Here is a 23,435-nt window from a genome sequence, read left to right as displayed (position 1 = left end):
CATTCAACAAAGCGGTTCGATACTTTTCCCGAATGAAATTTCCAGATTACTCGAAAAGAATGCGTCCAATTAACACCGTTGATGGTGAAAAATCATTCATTAACTGAGCGTGAGTACTAAGTGAAGTTCAGCTTACCCTGTCAATTTTTACATGGTTCGTAAAGGCAGCATCTTAAGCCGCTCAGTATCAATGAGGAATGGAAATATTGAGGAAATGAGGAAATGATAAAGGAGAAGAAAAAAGCTACCCAGCTGAATAGTCAGATTGGGTAGCCTTGTAAACACTTAGCTTTGTAAACGAATCATCTTGTAAACGAATCGCCCTGAAAACAGATAGCCTCTTGCTGATAGCCGCTTACGATGAATAGCCCAAGATGAGCACAGCGCATCCTGAGCGGTCAACGGTGGTAGCCTTAGGCATTTGCCAGAATGGACTCTGTCATGTTCATGATCAGCGGATAACTTTTCTCACTTTCCTGAGCAATCTGAGTCTGCTCTTCAAGCACATCCTGTAGGATGGCTTCTGTGGTTAAAGGGTTAGCCAGCACCACGCGGAAAACGGTAGTCAGTTTACGATCCCACTTTTCAGGGGTAATCCGAGTCCGTGAGACAAAAGACTTCCCTGATTCACGCTGACGTTTTTGGATGAACTTGGTCAGATCGTCCAGAGCATCCAGCAGAAGCTCTTTCTGCGCCGTGTTGGAGATTGCCAGTGCTTGCTGAGTTCGAGCCGGCAGGTAGCGGTAGGTCAGTAGGCAAAGTTCCGGTTCCGTGACCAACTCAAAGTCAGGGTGCGCCTTGATCAGTTCAGAGAAATAGCGGGCTTTCTCGATACTGTTGTTGATCAGCATTTCGTAGCCGGGACGACTGATAATGTTCAGGCTGGCATAAAGCAGCATTGCCATTCCGCTGCGTGAACCTTCCAGTGTGTGGCTCCCTAAGTCTTTTGAACCTTTACGCAGTATGTATTCCGCGTGGTGTTCAATCGCACTCATTGAGGCCGGGTTTTTGAAAATGACCATACCCGCGCCCATTGGCACATACAGCTGTTTATGAGCATCAATGGTGACGGAGTCTGCACGTTCAATGCCCTTAAGCAATGGACGGTACTTATTGGACATCAGTGTTGCGCCGCCCCAGGCTGCATCCACATGGAAATGGCAGTCGTATTCGGCAGCCAAATCAGCCAGTGCATCAAGGGGATCAATGTTACCGGTTTCCGTTGTACCGGCAACACCAACAATGGCAAAAACTCGCACATTCTGCTGTTTCAGTGATTCCAGCTTGGCACGCATTTGATCAACACAAACCCGGTTATCACTGTCTGTCTGGATCGGAATCAGGCAATCCCGGCCTAAACCGAGAACATCTGCGGCTTTTTTCAGCGAGTAATGGCCCCGCTCTGAGACCAGCACAGCTAAGTCTTCATAGCCGTAGTGCTTCATTGCCCGGAACAAGCCTTCCTGCGCCACACCACGGAATGAACCATCTGGCCTCAGGGCGTTATTGCGTGCCACCCACAGGGCGGTAATGTTGGCAATGGTGCCCCCGGAGCAGAATGCCCCGAGCGAATGGTTAGCACTGTGCATCCACTGAGCATAAAAACGCTCATCTTCGTCGTAGATGAGGTTGTGCAGCATGCCAAGTACCTGACGTTCCAGAGGGGTGAATGCTTTCGAGGTCTCGATCTTGACCAGGTTTTGGTTCAGCCCGATCATGATTTTTGACAGCGGCATCAAAAAATAGGGCAGTGCTGAGGTCATGTGACCAATAAAGGTCGGCGCCGAGGTATGGACAGACTGAGCCACCAGTTTATCCAGCAAGAAATGCGTATGGTCTGAGACAAAGCTGGGAGACTCAGGAATGTCTGCGCAAGAAAAGTCTTTTTCGATCTCGGCCAGTGGCTTTTCTCTGGCCGCAATGTGCGTCTGAAGAAAAGCGTTCAGGTTTTCCGAAATCTCTTTCTCGATCCGGCCCAGGGTTGAGTCTGGTGCTTCCGGCACCGTAAAAATGCGATGTAATGACGCTTGGGTCGCATCGGCTTTTTTAGAATCCATCACTGCCATATCACTTGATATCTTGTAATTTTGTTCGGCAAATTGTTGCTAATTTAATGCAAATTGCCGCCGCTGTCGAAAAAAATTAAAAGTGATAACTTAAACCGGCAGTGATCACTGTTCCTTCGTTTTCATAGAAATTGATCTTCGAATCGCTGTAGCCGTACCCTGCAATGCCCAGGAAGCTCCACTGTTTCCAGCCAAAAGGTTCGGCATATCGGTATGCGAGATAAGCTGCCAGCAAGCTGTCTTCCTGTTTTTTGCCGAAAACGGGGTTAGCTTTATCATATTCGGAGTAGTCGTAATGCAGTGTGACGGCCAGATTAGAGCGTTCAAAGTTTTTGATAACGGTAATATCCGCACCATATCTGTCATTGGACATCGCATCACCATCGGCGTCAGTTCTGGTGTAACTGGTTGCGCCACGCAGGGCCAGATCCTGATTAATCCGATGCAGGTAGCTCAGTTGGCTGTAATAGATATCGCTGTCACGGCGAAGCAGTGCTTGTTCATCAGGCGTGAAATTAGCCAGACCGCTTTCTTCATTGTCAATTTCGCGCTCACGCAGTGCAAATTCAAACGAGAAATTTGTGCCCAGGATGCGGTCATAGATCAGACGCAGAGCCTTGGTATTTACGTCGGTCTCTTCACGGTTCACGTTGGTTACGAAGGGATCTTTCCAGGTTTCTGAGGCAATAAGGCCCGGCGCATACGCAATAGTGATAACACTGTTATCTTGTAATCGCTGCTTATAACCCAGCTCCAGGTTGAATCGACCGTAGATCAAGTCACTTTGGTTACTCCCCATGTAGACTTGTTTGTCACCGGCCTGGTTGGTGTATTTCAGGGTACCGAGAGGGAAAATAATGCCGCTGTCACGTCCTTGTCCCTGGCTGTCCAAGCTGTCGGTAACATTGTTATCGGTATCAAATTGAGAGCGTGTGTGTGAATAACCGGCCATTACAGCGATATCGCCGCTCAGACCTGGTTGCCAGTCTTTAGCTGTTGCGGCATAGCCGGGGAATGAGGCAATAAGCAGTGCGGAAATGTGAGCAATTCTACCCAGAGAATGCGAACTCATGAAGACTCCTGATTTAAGCTGATGTGGATTGTTTGTTATTTTTGTAGGTGTTATGTGGGAGATTTTTACAGAGTTAGTTATTAAATAAAAGCAGGCAGTAATTTGCTTTACGGCGTTGATGCATAAGCAGAGGGTATATTGTGAACTTCGTTTATTTTTCGCAAACGATTCCACATAGTTTCCGCGCTTTTTATTTATACAAATGACGATAGAAGTTGGCCGTGAACATAATCCATTTTTTTCAGTGAGCTTTGCTGTAATGGATTACGGTAGGTGTATTACAGGCGGATATTGAGACAAAGACAAAGTGAATACGAAGGTGACCATTTTGTGAGGGCAAAATTGGCTGGCAGGGAAAGTGTGATCACATCGCACTTTCCCTGCCAGCCAACAGGTGCAGCCTTAATCACATGAGATGTCAGCAATGGCTGTCATCGCTTTGTTGTAATCGTTGAGAGGCTTTTCAATTTTACCCGGATGGGTCAGGAGTTCGGCGAAGGCGCTACGCAGTGCATAGTTCTGAGGGTGAGGCTTGCTCTGGCGGTCATCAAAAGCCTGCTTGGCGGTTTTACCCAGTTCTGAATGTTGCTCAGCCAATGCCTTTACATCCTGCTGGGTCAGTTTCAGCCAGGATTCAACCGGCTGCGACAAATCCAGTTTTTCTTTGTCGTTGGCAAGATACCAGTCGAACACTTCACGGTTAAGCTCAAAGTGGTGCTTACGTCCTTCTAAAAACCAGTCGCCGACGTCTTTCAGGCTGGCATCTTTCTCGACAGTGATATCAACCAGTTGCTGGTACCAGGTCAGTGAGGCATCGATATATTGGTGATATTTTTGGCTTTCACAGCTGTCATTGGCAGCCAGAGCAGTGGCTGGTAGCATGGCGGCTGAAAGTAAAATTGCAGCTAACTTCATTGCCTTTCCTTGAATGTAATATCTATTGGGCCCAAGTTGTCGCGATAGCGCTTGAGTTCGCTTTTATTTTTGCTAAGCCATCTTATGTCCTGATGGTTCGCTGATTGTAACGGGATGATTGAGCAAAGGAAAAGGATTCTTTGTGGGAATGGATCACTGTTAACACAATTGAACGGGAGAGTCGTGGCCTTAGTGGTATTTAAACCGTTGTGTTTAAAAATGCTTAACACAGTAGCTGGCCCAAATAAAAAAAGAGGCCCATGTGAGCCTCTTTTTACTTTTGGAATCAGAACGAGATCTGAAGTGTTCAGTGTCCGCGCTCTTTCATGGCGACGGAGATACAGAAGGCAGCTCCACCCCAGGTAATGCCCAGCCCGAACAGCATCATGATAATTGCACCTGTAGTCATAATTATGCCTCCTGATGAGTCTGTGGTTTAGATGACAGGTTAATGATGACAGCCAAAACAAACATGGCCGCAACCAATCCCCAACCCAGCATCAGCAGGTCGGATGTTTCATAACCGCCGTAGCCTTCACTTGCTGTATTCAGCAGGTTGGTGCCCAGGATTACAGCCAGCATCAGTGGGCTCAGGTAACGGATACAGACTTCAAACCATTTGCCGATAGTGATTTCTGAACGCTCGTTAACATAGTCACGAATGTCAGAGACTCTCAGTAGCCAAGCGATGATAACCAGTTCAACCAGACAGCTGCTCAGCAGGGCAATGTTGTTGATGAAGTAGTCGACCAAATCCAGCAGTAGCAGACCGCCGTTGGTTGCAAATGCCATTGACACCACAAAACCGACACCACATACGACTGAAGCGGCTTTCTTACGTGACCAGTGCAGTTTGTCGATAATGGCACTGGTGACAGCTTCCAGAATCGAGATGTGTGAGCTCAAACCGGCGACCACAAGAGCCAGGAAGAACAGCGGACCCAGAATATAAGGTGCTGGCAGCAAGTTGATAGCTGCAGGGATGGTCACGAAGGCCAGCCCCACACCAGCAGAAACGACTTCTGTCAGTGGCTTCGCTTGCTCCTGAGCCATGTAGCCCAGTACGCCGAAGATCAACACACCCGCCGTGATTGAGAAACCACAGTTGATTAACACGGTCATAAAGGCGTTGTTGTTGATGTCAGATTTTTCTGGCAGGTAGCTGGAGTAAGCCACCATGATGGCAAAGCCCACACTCAGGGTGAAGAAAATCTGACCATAAGCTGCAGACCATACTTTTGCGTCCATGATCTTGCTGAAATCAGGTTGGAACAGATAGTTAATACCATCCACCGCACCCGGCAGAAAGATTACACGAGCAATCAGCGCGATAACCATGACAAACAGCAAAGGCATCATGATTTTGTTGGCGCGTTCAATCCCGCCTTTTACGCCGGTAAAGATAGCTGCAAAGGTGACTGCCCAGGCAATGGCCATTGGAATGGCAATGTGGAATTGCAGGTCACCGAGTTTAGACGGTGAGTTTTCACCTAACTTCAGGTATTCGCTGAAGAAGTAGGCGTTGGTATCCGATCCCCAGCTTTGAGAGAAAGAAAAACCAAGGTAGGAAATTGCCCAGCCGATAACCGCGACATAATAAACGGCGATAACAGCAGCAATAAACACCTGGAACCAGCCCAGCCATTCATACTTCACACCCAGCTTAGAAAAAGCGCGGGGAGCGGCACCACGTAATTTATGACCGAGGCTGAATTCCATGATCATAAAAGGGATACCTGCGGTGAGCATGGCAAAAAGGTAAGGGATAAAAAATGCGCCGCCACCATTCTCATAAGCCATATATGGGAATCGCCAAATATTCCCCAGGCCAATTGCTGATCCCACTGCTGCCAGGATAAACCCGGCTCGTGAGCCCCATTGTTCTCGTTTCATATGCATCTCCTTATGTACTGCAAATCCCTATATAACGAGGAATTAGTAGAGAAATATTCCATTAATAAACCGTGACTTGCATGATCTTTGAAAGGTTAGACCAGGCAGATGTTTCGAGAGTAGCTAGAGAAAATGTCTTACGCAATAGAGCATAGTAGAGGACCTGCTTATGTCCAGTGGTGATATTCATTGGTAGCAGTAGGTAGGATGAAACAACGGAGTGGGGCTTGGGAAAAGGCTGGTTTAATTCACTATTGTTAAGTTTCACGCTAGTGATAAATTTTATTTTACATATTTGCAATCAATGACCATAAAATAGCCAAAAAGGAGTTATTCACTGTAAAAAACAGAGAAAGACCAGAGCATTTGGTCTTCTCTGCTGTCATTTGGCTCTTTTAAAACGAATATGTGAGGCCGAGATTGGTCTGAAACTGCGTCAGCCACTCTGAATCGATTGAAACGTTGCAGGTTTCATTCCCCGTGGGCAGTGTGCAAATGGTGCTGGTGTCGCTATCAATCAGGTTGGCCAGCCATCGAGCTTCAAATACCACCGCAAAATTGTCAGCCAGCTGGTAGGTCATTCCACCGTGGATACCAGCAGAAAACACTAAATCGCTGTCACTCCAGTCAACATCCAGGATCGTGGTGCCTATACTGGCACCAATAAAACTGTTCAGTCGGTGCTGCAATTGATAGTGAAGGGCGCTTTGCATATGTACGTAGGTCAGGGTGCCGTCATCACTGAACGGGCTGGCTTCATTTTTTTGGTGGCTGATAAACAGGCCGACCCGACCATTTTCAAAATCTGTTTCCAGACCCAGGGCGTAGTGAACATCGTTATCGATATCAATGTTCAGCTGATTTTCATCCCGGATATTATTGGAAAAGGTGTAGCCGATATAAGGAGTGACATAAATTGTGTTTTCTGCCAGCGCATGCATTGAGGTGCACAGGCCGACGGCTGCAAAAAGCAACTTGGGTATTTTCATTTCCTTGTCCAGTTTTCTAAACAGAAATTTAGTGTGACAGCTTTCCGAAATTAGTGCTTTTCCAATAGTCATAATCTTGAAGTCTCCCTAAAATAGGGTTAAAAATATGTTAAGTCATGATAAGTAGTGAGGTTTTTATGATGGACTTTGATCTCAAGTTAGCACTTGTCACCGTTGCTGTTGTGATGACGGTACTGTTTTCATTCGGCATTATCGCGATTACTACGTAATTTATTAATAATAAAGCAAATTGTGATCACTATTGAAAAACTGAATGGGGAGTGCGATATACTGTCTGCCAACGTGTTCGTTATGAAAGAGGCAGGTGTATGACTAATCATTTGCCATTCAGTTTAAAAGATATTGATATACAACTGGTTAACAATTTCTCCTCTAAACTGAAAACTGCAAAAAAGCGTCGTATCGCTCTTGTCGTGCAAGGGGGAGGCCAGCGGGGTATTTTTACTGCCGGGGTTTTTGACGCTTTTCTTGAAGCTGGTTTTGATCCCTTCGAGTTATATATCGGAACGTCTGCCGGCGCTCTGAATCTCTCTTCTTTCATTAGTCGTCAGCCTAAATTTGGCTACAATTTTATTGTCAATTACACCACCGACAGTAAATTCTTCAATCTTTACAAATATCTGAGTCAGCAACAGTCAATGGATCTGGACTGGGCATTGCGCGAAGTAGGAGAGCAAGGCTCTACGCCACTGGATGTCGTGACGGCGCAGCAGGTTCTGCGTTACCGTACCGCTCTGGCTTGCATGACCCGAAAAGATACCTTGCAGGATATATATATGCCCATGTATCAGGGCAACTGGACTGATGTATTACGGGCATCCTGTGCAATACCGGTGATTTATAACTTGCCGGTGAATATCGATGAACTGGAGTGGGTTGATGGTGGTGTCAGTGCTGCGGTACCGGTAAAAGAAGCCTGGAACCGGGGGGCGGATTTAGTCATTGTCGTTCGCACTGAACCCTTGTTACTCAGGCCGCAGCAAGACGACAACCGGCTGTTAAAAGACTGGCGGGAAAAAATAGAAACACTGGTGCCTGAGTATATTGATCGTCTCAGCCTGAATGAGTCGATTGATAAAGTGAAGGTACTGCACAGTGAATGGACATCAAAGTTTGATAGCTGGAAACAAGCGAGGAATGAGCGCCATCCGGTCGACAGTGCCATTGAAGAAAGTGCCGGTGAGTTAATTGAAGCTCAAGCCAGCAAAGGAAAAAAATGGAGCTTATTGTCGGTCGATAATGTAGAACGTTTTCTCAAAATTGCCGGTAAGAGTAAAAGTACCGAGGTGATTGAGATGCTCAATCGCTATTACACGACCTACCAGGCGGCACATGATTTTATGTATGCACCACCTGAAGGGTTGCAGGTGATCCAGATTGCACCGGAAAAAAGCCTGCGTAGTCGCGCTTTGCTGAGTGATAAAGATGATCTGGAAGTGGACTACCGGGAGGGGAAAGTTGTCGGCAGAGAGTTTATCGCGCATTTCGCAGATATCCTAAACGACACGACCAGCTTGCCCAAGCGGCGATAGCGTTGATTCTGGTGCCTCTCTGGTGCATACGGTGTCGCAAGTGTTTCTTCTGTTGTCTTGAAGCACTTCTGGGCTGAAGAGAATTATCAACCGCTCATCAGAAAGCAAAAAGGAACCGTCTGGTTCCTTTTACTTCATTTCTTAAGCATGCTTAAGGTCTTGGAAAAATATTTGCCTTGTCACTTCTCTCAGGCGAGCACGTTTTGCAGCCAAGGCCAGCCTTGCTTTTTGCGACTCAGAGTATTTTCCATCATCAGGTGACCGGCAGCGTCTGCAAATGGTGCCAGCTTTTCTGACCATTCGCCGCGGAACAGGAGTCGTGTAGTGCTGGTGGTAATATCTGTCAGCATCAGCGCGGCCAGTGCCAGACCTTCCTCGTCACAACGACGCTGCAGATCTGCTTCCAGTTGGTCAATCATCTCTTCAACCTGAGCCAGTGTTGCCAGCTCAATTTGACCAACAACCACATCGCGCTGATTAAAGGCATACGCTTTCAGGTCTTTGTTGACCAGCTCATCGGCGGAAAGTCCGACAATATCGGTTTTGGCAATCAGCAATGCTTCAGTAAAAGCATCTAGATCCTGTACATCGGCAATTTCGGCCAGAGCAGTGACGGCGGCCTTATCTTTATCCGTGCAGGTTGGTGAAGCAAAGCCTACGGTGTCGCTCAGAATGGCCGACATCATCAAAATCGCCAATGGACGCGTGATAGTGGCATTTTCCATCTGGAACAGATTAAACAGGATGGTACAGGTGCAGCCCACTGGCCAGATCCAGGCTTCCAGCGGGTTAACGGTGGTCACATCGCCCAGACGATGGTGGTCAACAATGCCTGCGATCTCGGCGGCTTGAAGGTCGTCAGGGCCTTGTGCCAGATCGGAAAAGTCGACCAACCATACAGATTTACCAGCCACGGTGGTACACCTTTCCGGCGCTTCAACACCTGCGGTTTCGAGGATATGCTGGGTTTCACGGTTGATGTCTCCCTGACGTACCGCTTTTGCATCCAGCCCGCGAGCTTTAAGTAGTTCAGCCGCCACTAATGCAGAACAGATGCTATCACTGTCAGGGTTTTTGTGACCTACGACTTCAATCATGTTGTTTCCTGTATTTTTAGAAGAGGAAGGGAAGGGACGTTACGGTCAATAAAAGTCGCAGCCTGTGCGCCTCTTGACGATTAATATTGCCCCTGCCTGAAAGGGGCATAGTGTAATGGGGTGTTATTGCAAAACGATTGATATGAAACAAACTCGCAAGCATCAGGCCATTGGAACTTCTTGTTTGTTTTCGTTCGCGGTAGCTGTAGGAATCTCCAGACCGTGATGGCGACTCAGGTACTGACACAGTTCATCAAACGGCATTGGTTTGGCGAAATAGTACCCTTGCAGTAACAAGACCCCTTTGCTTTGCAGGTAATCAACTTGTGTTTGCGATTCGACCCCTTCTGCGATCAGCTCAACCCCGGCGTGATGAGCAAACAGGATAATTGCATCCAGCAGGGAGGATTTCACATCATTGGTGCCAATCGTATCGATAAACATTTTATCGATTTTCAGGGTGTCAATCGGCAGTGATTGCAGGTAGCTGAAGCCGCCATAGCCCGTGCCTGCATCATCCAGCTTGATACTGATTCCGTGATGCTTGAAGCGGTCCAGGACTTCTTTCGCCCGTAACACATCAGTAAAAGGCGTGCGTTCGGTTACTTCAAACGCAATTTTCTCTGCTGGGAGCTTACCTTTGCTGAGAATATTCAGTACGCAGTCAACAAAGCGATGGTTTTCCAGTTGCTGCGGAGTGACATTGACACTCAGGGAGAAGGTCGGCCCTGTCGGAAACGTCTCTGAGAACTGATGGACGACTTTGTCGAGTAAGTTTTCGGTCAGCTCTAGGATTTGCCCGTTGTGCTCCGCGATGGGAATAAACTGATTTGGGGCAATGACCTCTCCGTTCGCCCTGTGCCAGCGAATCAGTACCTCACAGCATTCCACCCTATGTGTTTCCGTATTGATGATAGGCTGGTAATAAGGAACAAATTCATTGTTTTTCAATCCGTGAACGATCAGATCGCTGAGCCGTTTCTCAGGAGGCTTGCGCAAACCCAGAATCAGACTGAAGGACAGCAGCAGAGACATCAGCAGCATTTGGGTAATTTCGACATCATGATCGACAACTTCCCTCAGACCCTGCTCAGTGGCGTAAAGCTGGACATCAAACTCTTTTGTGAATGCTTTACTGGCAATGAGGCGATAAGACTGGTCGGCTGTTTTACGTTTTATGGGCAATTCACGATTTCGATACAGCAGTGACATCGCAAAACAGTTGATACAGGCTTCGCTGTCCGTGAAGACATTCTGGAAAGGCTCTGTGATGAGGATCATTTCACCTTTGGCCAGATAGAAGGTGATTTTCAGACGCTGATTGAAATATGGCTCAACCATAAACGCATTGTACTGGCTGTCATGCAGGAAAAAGAACTCTTTGTTCCGGAAGTCTTTAATCAGGCTGACATCTTTCCCGTAGACGGAACAATGCTCATGAGGGGTCTGGAGTTCCAGAAACTGAATGACCGTCGGGTTTTCACTGGCGTCGCGTAGAATACCGATATCGTGTTCATCACAAGTGAAGGATAACTGCGTGGCGAGTCGCCTTGCTTCCTTGCCGATATCCATGTAGCGCTTCTGGTAGAAGTCGAACAGATTGTCCATCCTTTCCTTGGCTTCAGACGCAAATAATCTCTCCCCAAGAAACGGTGAGCTTACCATAATGACTAATGTACCCAGAATAAATACCAGAGCGGGCAAGCGCCAGCGTCGCCAGAATGTCAGATCCATAGTGCGGTACATGCGTCAGAATTAACGAAGGAAAAACATTCAACCATAATTCGTGCGGATATTACAGACCATCAGGTACGTAATTGGATGTTATTTTCATTGTACATTACTGACTAATAACTCAGCATAATTGTTTGCAGAGGATCTATGCTTTATTGATCTTAATCTAAGGCAAATACCGCTTATAACATGTATATATAATGACTGTTAATGGGCTGTGTTAATGAATCTGTGTTTTTGGGACCATCATGTTGATGACTAACAATATTGATGCGATGTTTGAATGCGTGAGAAGGAGAGTCAAGAATGTGGCGTCTGTTGCCGGTTGTGATAAGTTACTGGTTGTTAGCAGCACATTTTTTTCGCCATTCGGTGTTTGATGTGGCGTTATTGCTGGTGTGCTTACCGCTCTTGCTCAAGATGCGCTCCGCCTGGATACCTGTCGTGATGGGAGCGGGATTGCTGCTCAATGCCGCTATCTGGTGCTTGGTGACCTATGACATGCTTTCTGTCCGTCTTGTGATGGGAGAAAGTTGGGGGAGATTGCTGTTTATCATGGGAGGGGTGATCTGTTTTACGCTACTGTCAGCGGTTGTGTTCCAGAGCGATAAAGTCAGGGCTTATTACTCCTCGATAAAAGCCACCAGTTAGCGCGGATTGCAAGATGACGCCACGAAGTGTTTCATTGCAAGATTAAGATATGTTATGTTATAACATATCTTGAGTGGTGAAGGATCATTTGAGAAACATGAGCGGGGCGATCTTAGCGGTATGCCTCAACAGGCTAATTTGTTATCACAGTGCCTTAGCGCTGTTTAAGTGTAATAATTTTAGATATCATCACTGCATAAGTGATAGTCCGGGTAGAGCCGTTTGACTCCCGTTGGGCTGATTAGTTTTTTTGAGTTATTAGCATTGTCGCGAGTACGATAGGCTGTTTCTGCTGATAACTGTCTCATTGACTGGGTATTGCAATCCCGGCAGCAAACGTAATTAGGAACAACATGGTAACTGTAAGGGCCCGAGTGCCATTCAAAGTCGGCCAGAAAAGTCATATACCGGCCGAGCTGCTTTCATTTAATGAGTTAGCATCAGGTAAAGAACACGTAGCACTGATTTTCCGTGGTGCGGACAAGGGCGATGTACCGCCTCTGGTTCGTATGCACTCTGAATGTCTGACGGGCGATGTGTTTCATTCTTCACGTTGTGACTGTGGTGAGCAGTTGGACGAAACGATCGAAAGAATGGGTCAGGAAGGCGGCGTTCTTCTGTACCTGCGTCAGGAAGGCCGTGGGATTGGCTTGTATAACAAGATTGATGCCTATGAGTTGCAAAGTCAGGGCATGAACACATACGAAGCCAATAACCACCTGGGTTTCGGGGATGATCTGCGTGACTTTACTGAAGCGGCGATGATGCTGAAAGCTCTGGGGATTAATGCAATCCGTCTAATCACCAATAACCCGAAAAAAATCAGTGATTTGGAATCTCTGGGTATTGAGATTGCGGAAGTTGTGGGCACGAAAGCGTATGTTAAAGACGGTAATGAAAATTACCTGCGTACCAAAGCGAGCCACGGTAAGCACCGTTTCCACTTTGATTGATTCAAACTGATGTCAGTCAAGTATATAAAGCCCTGCCTTCTGGCAGGGCTTTTTATTTGCCCGCTTTGGGTGGGTTGACATACTGAGTAAGTTCTCGTCGTGGCATACACCGCTTCGCCATCTGATTGTCCGCCTGTTTTTGTATTCTGGCTTCCTTGAAACTTTATGGTTCCGATAGTGATCAGGCAAGGATATTACTCCAGATGCATTTGCATCTGGAGTATGAAAACATACTGAAAATGAATATTCACTCTATTCAAAATGGTTGCGTAAAAATGCATGTAGGCGGGTTTTTCTCATGATGTGGAAAATGCGTTAGTAATATTAGCTTAACTAATCCGATTCATAATAAAGTATCGTGCTGTTGAGTGGGCTAAGTCCTTGCTTAGTCAGGGCTTCAGGATTACTATCTGCTCGAATTCTCCAGTTAATCTTGCCATCAAGGCTAATTCTTTTGGCCTTATAAATTGCAAACCTGAAATTTAAAAGAGAATTGTTCTTTAAGTTGGCGGATTTCGTTCAAATCTACCGCATGTATCGAAACATTATTCTGTGATAAGGATTCTGGTTGTGGAAATGCAATCGTCTTCTACCAACATGGTAAAACTGTTATTTCTGATAATCATTCTGGCCGCGGTTGGTCAAATGACACAAACCATGTATGTGCCTTCTATTCCTGCGATGTCGGAATATTTTTCAGTACAGTCGTCATACCTGCAGGCCGTCATGGCTGCGTACCTGATCCCTTATGGATTGTCCCAGTTTGTGTATGGGCCATTGTCAGATCGCGTCGGACGCCGTCCGGTTATTCTGCTCGGTATGGGGATCTTTTTGCTGGGTACTATCGGCGCACTGTTTGTGCCGTCATTTGAATTGTTCCTGCTGGCCAGCTTTATCCAGGGCATGGGTACCGGTTGTGGCGGAGCTATGTGCCGTACGGTAACCCGTGACGCGTATGAAGGGGCGGAATTACACCGAGCTAACAGCTTGGTGAGTATGGGAATTATATTCTCGCCACTGATTGCACCAGTATTGGGGGGATATCTGTCCTCTTACTTTGAATGGCAGGCCAGCTATCTGTTCCTGTTGATCTTTGGTGCGGTGGTAACGCTGGCAATGATGTCTCAGTTTTCAGAGACCTTGCCGGCAGAGAAACGCCGTCATGAACGTGTAATGGTCAGCTACCGCTATGTGCTAGGGCATCGTCGGTTCCAGGGCTATGTAATGTGTCTGGTCGCGACATTTGCAGGTATTGCGGTGTTTGAGGCTGCCGCGGGTGTGCTGCTTGGCAGTGTACTGAAATTAGATCCGGAAACGGTCAGCTGGTTGTTTGTCCTGCCATTACCGGGATATTTGGCGGGCTCATGGATGTCAGCCGTGCTGGTGAAACAACTGGGTAACCGCCGGGTAATGACATTGGGTATGATCGCTATCATTGCTGGCTCACTGACTATCCTGCTGCCGGGGTTATCCGGGCTGGTAACCGTTAATTCATTGATTGGTGGTGCGTTTCTTTACTTTATCGGAGCTGGGGTGCTATTTCCGGCTGCGACAACGGCAGCGGTTGAACCATTCCCACATCATGCTGGGACGGCTGGCGCAATTCTGGGTGGTTTGCAGAACCTGGGTGCAGGTCTGGCAACATTGGCGGCTTCGTTAATGGGGGCTGAAAATCAGTACAACCTGGGAGCGGTTATGTCTGTGATGGCTGTGCTGGTGATGCTGAGTCTGATCTGGGTTCGTCGCAGTCAGAATGAAGATAAGTCAGTTCTGGCGTCATAACTGCTCAGTTAGCGGAGCCGGTAATAAGAAAGGCGAGGTATTTACCTCGCCTTCTGCTTTTTCGTGGCACTGAAATATGATGTCTAAGTGAGTTATTTATTTGTGATGTATCTTCTGACGCGAATCGGTCTTCAGCCAGACAATGCATCAGCCACATTAGATTCGTTACTTTAGAATCTGTTACTTTTTAATCTATCACTTAAGAACCAGCTGCCTTGAATCAGTCACGTTTCCACAGAATGTGGCAGAATTTGTTGTCTGGATCGCGGCAGATCAGAAGACGGGCGAAAACATCGTCCAGCTCGTCGGTTTCCTCATTAACCAGGCCGATACGTACTTCTGCGTATACGTCTTTATCGACGTCAAAACCTACGTGTTCTGCCCAGTCGTCTTGTGTTTCTACCAGTTCGGCAGCGCCGCGATCGTCAAACTGCAGGGTGAAAAGCATCACGTCAGCAGGTTCCAGATTGTCTGAAGCCATTTCCAGGAAAATGTCGTAGGCGGTGTCGATCACGTCGTCGTATGAAATCAGGTCTTGATTGTCCATGAGCGGTATCAGTCTAATGAAGGAGTAAAGCGACAGTATAACGATACCATCTCTGAATACCAGCGTTTGCGGGCGGGCAGGGGGGATTTAATCCAGGCCATCAACAATCAGGGTATGTTTTCCTGGCAAGCCTGTTTGGTATAAACCAGGCGGCTTTGGCGAGAGGGTAAAGATTGAATCCCTGAGGTTTGGCCAAACAAAAAGGACAAGCCGAAGCTTGTCCTTTCAAAGGTCAGCAGGAGCAAGACAATTAGTCTGCTCGGCTCATGAAGCGGCGTTCCTGAACGTTGATTTTAACTTTTTCGCCGGTTGAGATGTACTCAGGTACCTGAACAGTCAGACCTGTTGTAAAACGGGCTGGCTTGGTACGAGCAGACGCAGATGCGCCTTTGATTGACGGATCAGTTTCGTTGATCACCATCTCAACGGTTGCAGGCAGTTCCAGGCCAACTGGTTTACCATCAGCAACCAGTACGCTCAGTCCCTGAATTTCTTCAGTGATAAACAGCAGTTCGTCTTCAATGTCTTCTTCGTTGAAGCTGTACTGACTGAAATCTTCTACATCCATAAAGATGTATTCGCTACCGTCAACGTAAGAGAACGTCACTTGGTGACGGGACAGGTCGACAGTGTCCAGAACATCATCGCCTTTGAAACGCTCTTCAACTTTCAGGCCGGTAGCCACGTCACGAAAGCGCATTTTGTAAAGGGTAGCTGCGCCTCGAGCACTCGGACTCTGAACATCAATATCTTTAACAAGCAACAATTTACCGTTGTACTGTACAGCGGCCCCTTTCTTAATATCACTCGCTTTTGGCATGGATTTGATCTTTCTGTGAGATAAAAAACGGAAATTACCACGGAAAGGCAGCAACACCAACATTTTCATGATGGGTATGATGGGGAAACCAAAAATTTTGTCTCCGGTAACTGCGACTAAGCGGGGATTTACGTTAAACAGACACGGATGAAACCGTTATAATTTGCAGGTTGACTGATCGCTATAAGGGCCAGCTGTGACACGTGTTTTACCTGTTCTCGATAATCGTTTTGCACTTCAACCGGAATTTCAGCCTGTTGTCAGCGGGATTCTCCATCAACTTAAAGCGGGGCTGGCTGTGCATCTGCACAGCGTGTATCTCGCAGGCAGTATTGCCAGAGGAGATGGACACCCCGGACAATCTGATCTGAATCTGACGCTGGTGCTGCACCGGCCCCTTACCGCAGCCCAATTGAGTACGCTGGATGTCATTGAACGACGCACCGCCTACTTATACGGCTCGGTGATTCGAGGGCTGGATATCCAGTGGGTGACGCTGGACGACGTTCTGGGTCTGGATGGGATATTCCGTTGGGGGTTCTGGTTGAAGCACGGGTGCCGGTGTCTGTCGGGCGATGATCTGTCATCCCGATTCGGCCAATTTGAGGCCAGTTGGGACATCGCCAAAATGCAAAACGGTGATTTGCGCGAGCAACTAGAAAATTACCGACGCCGCATTATGGCGACCCGGGTGGTAGCCCAGTATCTTGATGACTGCCGTTCTGTTGCCAAAAAAATGGTCTGGAGCTGTTTTTCATTGGTGTTTCATCGAGAACGACGCTTGGCATTGTCTGTTGAGCAGGCCGCCGAGATGTTTTTGGGTTACTACCCGGAAAAAAAGACCGAGATTGAACGTCTATTTGTTCTGATTTCCGGCACTCAGGTGCCAAAAAAAGCAACTCTTTTCATGATTACTGACTTTGGCGGCTGGATTGTGGCTGAGTTTGATAAGATTGATAGAAAGATAGGTTAAGCCGTCATGGCTGCTGAGGTTTCATTGCTTATTCAATCAAAAGGCTTTGTGCTGACACGTCAGAGTCGCGATGTTCGCGGTACGACAGAAATCACCTTATGGGTCAGTACCGATGACGGTCCGGCAAAGCTGGTAGTGCAGGGGGATAAGCCGGTGTGCTTCATTCGCCAGCAGGATCAGGCTCAGGCAGAACAGCTGTTACGTCAGGCTGGGATTGCCGCTGACTGGAAATCGTTGCCGATGAAAAATTTTCGGCATGAACCGATGACCGCGTGTTATTGCACCTCTGTCAAAGACAGCTTACAGGTCAGTCAGTATCTGACTCCGGAAGGCATTGAAGCGTATGAGGCAGATATCCGTCTCGCAGACCGCTTTTTGATGGAGCGTTTTATTCGCGGCGGCATCGCGTTCAGCGGCGTTAAACAGCAGCGGAATGGTTATCAGGATTTCACCCAGGTAAAAGCAAAGAGCGCTGACTACAAGCCGGTTTTATCTGTGGTGTCACTGGATATCGAATGTTCAGAAAAAGGCGTGCTGTACTCCGTCGGGTTGCATAGTAACACTGACAGCCGGGTCATCATGGTCGGTAATCCGGAAGAGGTGAAAGAGGCTGCGCCGTGGATTGAATGGGTTGAGTCAGAAAAGGCTTTGTTACTGGCGCTGGAAACTTGGTTTGAACAGTTTGACCCGGATATTGTTATCGGTTGGAACGTGATTGATTTCGACTTCCGCCTGCTGTTGCGTCGTGCTGAATGGAATGGGTTGAGCTTGCGGATCGGACGAGGCAGACAAACGCCGCACTGGCGGCAGTCTACCCAAAATCCGCAACAAGGGTTTCTGACGCTTCCCGGTCGGGTTGTGCTCGACGGTATTGATACCCTCAAAACGGCCACTTACAACTTTCGTTCCTGGTCGCTGGAGTCGGTCTCCCGTGAACTGCTGGGCGAGGGCAAGGCGATCCATAACGCCCATGACCGTATGGCGGAAATTAACCACATGTATCGTCATGACAAGCTGTCGCTGGCGCGATACAACTTGCAGGACTGTAAGCTGGTTTCACGTATTTTCGAGCATACCCACCTGCTGGATTTTGCCATTGAACGCAGTCGGTTGACCGGGGTAGAACTGGACCGGGTCGGTGGCTCGGTAGCCGCGTTTACCAATTTGTATTTGCCGCAGTTGCACCGTGCCGGGTATGTCGCCCCCAATCTGGAAAGCGAGAACTGGATTGCCAGCCCCGGTGGCTACGTTATGGACTCCAAACCGGGGTTGTACCAGTCGGTACTGGTACTCGATTTTAAGTCGCTGTACCCGTCCATTATCCGTTCTTTTCGGATTGACCCTCTCGGGCTGGTGGAGGGACTCTTGCTGAAAGAAGGCAAGGAAGATGATCAGGCCATTGCCGGATTCCGGGGCGGCCGTTTTCACCGTAAGCGCCACTTCCTGCCGCAAATGATTGAAGAGTTATGGGCTGCCCGTGATCAGGCCAAGCGGGAAGGTGAGAAGGCGTTTTCTCAGGCCCTGAAAATCATTATGAACTCCTTTTATGGCGTGCTGGGCTCGTCCGGTTGCCGATTCTTTGATCATCGCCTGGCATCTTCCATCACCATGCGTGGGCATGAAATCATGAAGACAACTCGTGAGCTGATTGAGGCTAAGGGCTATGAAGTGATTTACGGGGACACGGACTCGACCTTCGTCTCACTGAAAACAGCGCACAGTGCTAAGCAAGCCGACACCATCGGGAAAGAGTTGGTTGCCTATATCAACCAATGGTGGCGGGATCATTTGCGTGAAACCTATAACCTGGAATCCGCACTGGAGCTGGAATACGAGACTCATTATCACCAGTTTCTTATGCCGACCATTCGGGGGCAGGAGACTGGCAGTAAGAAACGTTATGCCGGGCTGGTGGTGAAAGGGGATCAGGAAGAGATCGTATTTAAAGGGCTGGAAACCGTCAGGACAGACTGGACGGCACTGGCTCAGAATTTCCAGCAGGCCCTGTACCATAAGGTGTTTCACGCCCAGGATGTGGAAGACTACGTCAGACAATATGTGGAGGATACCCGTAGCGGCAAGCACGATGCGTTGCTGGTTTATCGCAAAAGGTTACGACGTAACTTATCTGAATATCAGAAAAATGTGCCACCTCATGTCAGGGCCGCCCGTATGGCAGATGAAGTGAACCAGAAAGCAGGGCGGTCATTACAGTACCAGAATGGTGGCTGGATTGAGTATGTGATTACGCTGAACGGTCCCGAACCGATAGAAGCCCAGCAGAGCCCGATTGACTACGAGCACTATGTTGATAAGCAACTTAAGCCGGTCGCTGATGGTATTTTGCCATTTATCGGTAAGTATTTTGAAGAGATCACAGCGCCGCAATTAGGGCTGTTTTGAAAAACGCGCCAGATGGCGCGTTTTTAGTAACCAGTAACGAGTCAGTGACTAGTGGCTGAAAAACTCTACATGTTGCACGGCCGATTTAGACGCCAGAATCGGGTCAAATTTGATGGCACCACGGTTAGGGGTACAAATTTTGTAAACCTCGCCGCAGTCATAAATTGCGAGAACTGTTTCGTCGTTTCGGAAAATTGCCGGTAACGGCTTACCGATTTCGCATTGGCAGACTTTTCCTTCATGTCGCCATTCGAGTTTGTAGACGCGTTGTTGTTGTGCTGGCGCCTGAATGTGTTTGGCAATCGAGGTGAATACCGCTTCGGCTTGCTGTGGGTCAGATGCAGATGGTACAAAAAAATCCATGGCTCCCTCCTTAAAATCAGCGTTCTCACTAAGATCAATGAACCATTCATCGGTCTTTTGTGGGATGAGTAGTGATTGGCTCCTTCCAGATAACCTCGTAAACAGTAGCAGAATTATTGTTAGTCTTGCAAGTTGGGTCTTTTCCCCGCTTTTCTCTGGCAATTGATCCTAATCCAAGCGGAAGAATGTAAAGTGGACGGTATGTTAGTTAATGAAGTGTTAACCGGTTGGAGAAAAAGCCAATAGCGATTATTATCAGAAAGACTGATGAAATCATGGCCGCCGAAGGAGGGGGAGATGGAACAATTAGACTTCTTTACCGTTCCCAGCCCGTGTGTCGGTGTTTGCCAGGCAAATAATCGGGGTTATTGCAAAGGGTGTTTCCGTTCTCGTGATGAGCGGTTTCACTGGCAAAATCTGACGAATGAGCAGAAACGCAATGTGATTCGGTTATGTCGGCAACGTTATCAACGAGTCTTGAAAGCCAGACAACAGCAAGATGCAGGTCAGTCCGTTCAGGATCATGACTCCCCTCAACAAGATCTGTTTTGAAAATAGCCACACGGCTAATCGGCAGGGGCGAGTGAGGAAGCCAGCACTGAACGCTTTCTTCATCAATTTTTCATCGATGAGTTTGCGTTTCGATCAGGTATAAAAAAAGCGCCCAATGGGCGCTTTTTTTCGCAATAGACAACCGCAATTAGATGCGTTTGAAGTCCATGTGCTCAACTTTTGGCTTGTACGGGTGACGCTGGATGTCCTGAGGCTTAACCTGAACTTCTTTACCGTCGATAACCAGAGTAATTGCTTCGTAGAACTCAGGCTTATCCATTTGGTTGATCACTGAGTCGTGCTCCAGAACGATTGCTACTGGCGCTTCTTCACCACCGTAAACGATAGCTGGGAATTTTTTAGCGTGACGCAGGCGGCGGCTCGCACCTTTACCTAGGTCAGTACGTACTTCTGCTTCAAATTTCATCTTAAAGTCTCTTTAAGTTGTCTAATAAGGACATCGCATAATGCGACCTTACGCGATGTCATAAATTGAGCGCGGATATTAGCAGTGTTCGGTACAGGCGGCAAGGGGAAATGTCATTTGTTTTCACTAACTACTGAGATGTTAAGCGGGTTGCTGCTTTATTGTGTTGCTATTATCCGGCAGAGCTCAGCAAGACAAGAATGATAACCGTACTACCCCTAGACTAGCCATCGTTTTTATGAAAAGTCGGTATAGCTAAAAGTGAGACCTTGTGTGCAATAAATTCTGAAAATTGATCTTGATCACAATGCAAATGATAGTAATTATCGTTTTTATTTGTGATAATTTATCAAATGTTGTTTTTGATAATGATTTCAATAAGCAGGAAACTATGACAAACAAGCTCACTTTGATCGCCAGCTCAGTCATTCTGGCAATCTCTCCTTCACTGCAGGCAAAAGAAAATGTGTCTGTGTTTGATGAAGTCGTTGTATCGGGTACTCGTTCTGAACAAAGCATTAAGAATGTACCGAGCAGCGTGTCAAAAGTTACAGCGGAGGAGATGGAGCAGAATCTGGCCACAGACATTACCCAAGCGGTGAAGTATGAGCCGGGGGTGCAGGTGAATGGCAGAGGTCGCTTTGGCATGCAGGATTTCACCATCCGCGGCATGAGCGGCAACCGTGTCAAAGTGTTGCTGGATGGCGTAGAGCAGCCTTCCTCTTATAACCCGGGTGCTGACGCAATGCGTAAAAACTCGAACGGGTTTGATGTTGATACCCTGACAGCAATTGAAATCAATAAAGGGCCGTCTTCAACCCTTTACGGAAGCGATGCGCTGGGTGGTACCGTGTATATGCGTACGAAGAAACCGGAGGATATGCTGCAAGCGGGTGACGATACGCATGTGGGCGTTAAAACTGGCTATGCCAGTGCTAACGATGAGTATAAAGCCACAGTGGAGCTGGCAAACCGTACCGGCGATCTGGAATCAATGGTTATTTATACTTACCGCAATGGTCATGAGACAGAAGTACACGGCGATGGTGCTGATGTGATTGGCGAGCAGCGTGGGGCGGCGAACCCGTTTGGCTACGATTCTCACAATGTGCTGGGTAAACTGTTTTATCAGCTCAACGAAAATCACCGTGTCGGCCTGACAGGGGAATTTAATACCAAGAGCCAGGATGGTCGGAATCTGTCACAGGAAGGCTATGATGGCGGCATGGGTATGATGCCGGGCTTCGTTTACACCAACGTGCATTTTGATGATAAAGATGACCGCTATCGCGTAGGTCTGGAGCACGAGTGGCTGGCAAACAACGTTGTCTTTGATACGTTGAAATGGCAGTTGAGTTGGTCGGAAAGCGAAACCGAACACCATAACTTCGACCACACTGGTCGTTACGGCAACCGCGATCGTTTGCGAAAAGGCAAAGATGACAGCCTGCAGTTTGATCTTCAGATGCAGAAAGAACTGCAGCTAAGCCGTAGCCGTCACGAACTGACTTACGGCATCGCAGCTTCTGACGCCAGTTTTGACCTTGATTATACTGACTACTTCCTGGATCGCGGCACATCATCGCCGGGTTCATCTGAAGTCCCTAAGTCTGATTCCGAGAAGCGCGCAGTTTTTGTTCAGGACCAGATTTTCCTGATGGATGACCAGATGGTGGTTACTGCGGGGCTGCGTTATGACGATTTTAAAGCCAAGCCGCAAGGTGATTCTGGCCTGAAGGAACACAATAGTGACAAACTGACGTCCCGCCTTGGGGCGGTTTATCACTGGACAGATAATTTCAGCACCTATGCGCAATATAGCGAAGGTTTCCGCTCTCCGACAATTTACGAACTGTACTACGCCAAAGACAATGCGGCACACGGCTACAAACTGGAAGCCAACCCTGACCTGAAACCAGAAGAGAGCCAGTCTTACGAAATTGGTCTGCGCGGGAACAACCGCTATGGTGCAGTCGAAATGTCGTTCTTCTATAACGACTATAAGAACTTCATTAAGAGTCAAACCAATGATGTGGGAGGCATTGATATCACGAAAAATGAAAACATCGATAAAGCCCGTATTTATGGCTCAGAACTGAAGGGCAGCCTGTGGCTGGATGAAGCCTTTGGTGCGCCGATGGGAACCTATGCCCGTCTGGCGATGACTTACATGGATGGGGAAAATAAAGAAACCGGCGATACCCTGGACACCGTGGCGCCGTTTATTGCAGTCGTTGGTCTAGGTTACGATGCGCCAAGCGAAATGTGGGGCGGGGCACTGACGGTTACCGCGGCGGATCGTAAAGACGAATGGGAAGGTCCTGATGCGGGTCAAAAGCCGAATGTGGATGCTCCGGGCTATGCGGTGGTTGACCTGACCACTTACTATCGTCCCACCAATGATCTGACGCTACGTGCGGGCCTCTTTAATGCCTTTGATAAGAAATACTGGCAGTACCAGAATCTTGCGGGTGACTCTACGGCAACCGAACAGGGCAAACTGGACCGTCAGGCGGAAGCTGGCCGTAACTGGGGGGTTACTGTGGACTACGCGTTTTAACTGGCACAAAAGGTAAATCGTCGAAAGCGATAAGACGAAAGTTATCAGTCCAAAGCCATAAACAGAAGGCCGCATTAATATGCGG

At 47.8% G+C, this 23,435-nt stretch carries 21 protein-coding genes; 9 read left to right on the top strand and 12 right to left on the bottom strand.

What is annotated here, in order from left to right; genetic code table 11:
- Positions 1 to 413 precede the first annotated feature (413 nt).
- From panP to C9I92_RS01560, 6 genes are all read right to left on the bottom strand, one after another.
- Complete coding sequence (gene panP / locus C9I92_RS01585) at positions 414 to 2,057, bottom strand: pyridoxal-dependent aspartate 1-decarboxylase PanP (RefSeq protein ID WP_428842005.1); 1,644 nt, start codon at positions 2,055 to 2,057, stop codon at positions 414 to 416.
- Between the two features lie 85 nt (positions 2,058 to 2,142).
- On the bottom strand, positions 2,143 to 3,138 hold the full coding sequence (locus C9I92_RS01580; protein WP_047885642.1) for a DUF2860 family protein: 996 nt from the start codon (positions 3,136 to 3,138) through the stop codon (positions 2,143 to 2,145).
- Positions 3,139 to 3,540: 402 nt separating this feature from the next.
- Positions 3,541 to 4,053: a hypothetical protein gene (locus tag C9I92_RS01575; RefSeq protein WP_047885641.1), complete on the bottom strand. Its 513-nt coding sequence runs from the start codon at positions 4,051 to 4,053 to the stop codon at positions 3,541 to 3,543.
- 307 nt (positions 4,054 to 4,360) lie between these two features.
- Positions 4,361 to 4,462, bottom strand: coding sequence for a MetS family NSS transporter small subunit (locus C9I92_RS01570; protein WP_107193797.1), 102 nt, complete (start codon positions 4,460 to 4,462; stop codon positions 4,361 to 4,363).
- A gap of 2 nt (positions 4,463 to 4,464) precedes the next feature.
- Positions 4,465 to 5,946, bottom strand: a complete 1,482-nt coding sequence (locus C9I92_RS01565) for a sodium-dependent transporter (protein WP_047885640.1) — start codon at positions 5,944 to 5,946, stop codon at positions 4,465 to 4,467.
- Between the two features lie 395 nt (positions 5,947 to 6,341).
- Positions 6,342 to 6,935, bottom strand: coding sequence for an outer membrane beta-barrel protein (locus C9I92_RS01560; RefSeq protein WP_047885728.1), 594 nt, complete (start codon positions 6,933 to 6,935; stop codon positions 6,342 to 6,344).
- A 137-nt stretch (positions 6,936 to 7,072) separates the two neighbouring features.
- Here C9I92_RS01560 and cydH point away from each other — a divergent pair, with 137 nt between their 5' ends.
- Both cydH and C9I92_RS01550 read left to right on the top strand, forming a co-directional pair.
- On the top strand, positions 7,073 to 7,165 hold the full coding sequence (gene cydH / locus C9I92_RS01555) for a cytochrome bd-I oxidase subunit CydH (protein WP_207103222.1): 93 nt from the start codon (positions 7,073 to 7,075) through the stop codon (positions 7,163 to 7,165).
- A gap of 99 nt (positions 7,166 to 7,264) precedes the next feature.
- On the top strand, positions 7,265 to 8,488 hold the full coding sequence (locus tag C9I92_RS01550; RefSeq protein ID WP_047885639.1) for a patatin-like phospholipase family protein: 1,224 nt from the start codon (positions 7,265 to 7,267) through the stop codon (positions 8,486 to 8,488).
- A 188-nt stretch (positions 8,489 to 8,676) separates the two neighbouring features.
- On the opposite strand, the gene C9I92_RS01545 is transcribed toward C9I92_RS01550, so the two are convergent.
- Positions 8,677 to 9,585, bottom strand: coding sequence for a manganese-dependent inorganic pyrophosphatase (locus tag C9I92_RS01545; protein ID WP_047885638.1), 909 nt, complete (start codon positions 9,583 to 9,585; stop codon positions 8,677 to 8,679).
- Positions 9,586 to 9,747: 162 nt separating this feature from the next.
- Positions 9,748 to 11,319, bottom strand: a complete 1,572-nt coding sequence (locus C9I92_RS01540) for an EAL domain-containing protein (RefSeq protein WP_169776032.1) — start codon at positions 11,317 to 11,319, stop codon at positions 9,748 to 9,750.
- A gap of 306 nt (positions 11,320 to 11,625) precedes the next feature.
- On the opposite strand from C9I92_RS01540, the gene C9I92_RS01535 reads away from it, so the two are divergent.
- The 3 genes from C9I92_RS01535 to emrD all read left to right on the top strand — a co-directional run bounded on the left by C9I92_RS01535 (position 11,626) and on the right by emrD (position 14,705).
- A complete protein-coding gene (locus tag C9I92_RS01535; RefSeq protein ID WP_047885637.1) occupies positions 11,626 to 11,970 on the top strand; it encodes a hypothetical protein in 345 nt (114 codons plus the stop codon).
- Positions 11,971 to 12,323: 353 nt separating this feature from the next.
- Positions 12,324 to 12,923: a GTP cyclohydrolase II gene (locus C9I92_RS01530; RefSeq protein ID WP_047885636.1), complete on the top strand. Its 600-nt coding sequence runs from the start codon at positions 12,324 to 12,326 to the stop codon at positions 12,921 to 12,923.
- 576 nt (positions 12,924 to 13,499) lie between these two features.
- Positions 13,500 to 14,705: a multidrug efflux MFS transporter EmrD gene (gene emrD / locus C9I92_RS01525; RefSeq protein WP_242551816.1), complete on the top strand. Its 1,206-nt coding sequence runs from the start codon at positions 13,500 to 13,502 to the stop codon at positions 14,703 to 14,705.
- Between the two features lie 220 nt (positions 14,706 to 14,925).
- Here the strand turns inward: emrD and C9I92_RS01520 are convergent, their stop codons facing one another.
- Together C9I92_RS01520 and efpL are read right to left on the bottom strand one after the other, a co-directional pair.
- Positions 14,926 to 15,252 (bottom strand): HI1450 family dsDNA-mimic protein, encoded by a 327-nt coding sequence (locus C9I92_RS01520; RefSeq protein ID WP_047885635.1) that lies wholly within the window; start codon positions 15,250 to 15,252, stop codon positions 14,926 to 14,928.
- A 250-nt stretch (positions 15,253 to 15,502) separates the two neighbouring features.
- Entirely contained in the window at positions 15,503 to 16,072 is a 570-nt protein-coding gene (gene efpL, locus C9I92_RS01515; protein ID WP_047885725.1) for an elongation factor P-like protein EfpL, read from the bottom strand.
- A gap of 196 nt (positions 16,073 to 16,268) precedes the next feature.
- Between efpL and C9I92_RS01510 the strand changes: the two genes are divergently transcribed.
- Together C9I92_RS01510 and C9I92_RS01505 are read left to right on the top strand one after the other, a co-directional pair.
- Positions 16,269 to 17,045 (top strand): hypothetical protein, encoded by a 777-nt coding sequence (locus C9I92_RS01510; RefSeq protein WP_047885634.1) that lies wholly within the window; start codon positions 16,269 to 16,271, stop codon positions 17,043 to 17,045.
- A gap of 6 nt (positions 17,046 to 17,051) precedes the next feature.
- On the top strand, positions 17,052 to 19,448 hold the full coding sequence (locus tag C9I92_RS01505) for a DNA polymerase II (RefSeq protein WP_047885633.1): 2,397 nt from the start codon (positions 17,052 to 17,054) through the stop codon (positions 19,446 to 19,448).
- 48 nt (positions 19,449 to 19,496) lie between these two features.
- Here C9I92_RS01505 and C9I92_RS01500 read toward each other — a convergent pair whose 3' ends face one another.
- Complete coding sequence (locus C9I92_RS01500; RefSeq protein WP_047885632.1) at positions 19,497 to 19,811, bottom strand: hypothetical protein; 315 nt, start codon at positions 19,809 to 19,811, stop codon at positions 19,497 to 19,499.
- A gap of 297 nt (positions 19,812 to 20,108) precedes the next feature.
- Here C9I92_RS01500 and C9I92_RS01495 point away from each other — a divergent pair, with 297 nt between their 5' ends.
- The gene (locus C9I92_RS01495) at positions 20,109 to 20,363 is read left to right on the top strand and encodes a DUF1289 domain-containing protein (protein ID WP_047885631.1); all 255 of its coding nucleotides are present in this window, start codon (positions 20,109 to 20,111) and stop codon (positions 20,361 to 20,363) included.
- 148 nt (positions 20,364 to 20,511) lie between these two features.
- On the opposite strand, the gene rplY is transcribed toward C9I92_RS01495, so the two are convergent.
- Complete coding sequence (rplY, locus tag C9I92_RS01490; protein ID WP_047885630.1) at positions 20,512 to 20,790, bottom strand: 50S ribosomal protein L25; 279 nt, start codon at positions 20,788 to 20,790, stop codon at positions 20,512 to 20,514.
- Positions 20,791 to 21,181: 391 nt separating this feature from the next.
- Between rplY and C9I92_RS01485 the strand changes: the two genes are divergently transcribed.
- Positions 21,182 to 23,350 (top strand): TonB-dependent hemoglobin/transferrin/lactoferrin family receptor, encoded by a 2,169-nt coding sequence (locus C9I92_RS01485; RefSeq protein ID WP_047885724.1) that lies wholly within the window; start codon positions 21,182 to 21,184, stop codon positions 23,348 to 23,350.
- The last annotated feature ends 85 nt before the right edge of the window (positions 23,351 to 23,435 follow it).

The organism is Photobacterium ganghwense, assembly GCF_003025595.1.
Classification (GTDB): domain Bacteria; phylum Pseudomonadota; class Gammaproteobacteria; order Enterobacterales; family Vibrionaceae; genus Photobacterium; species Photobacterium ganghwense.
This window is presented reverse-complemented; position numbering and strand designations above follow the sequence as displayed.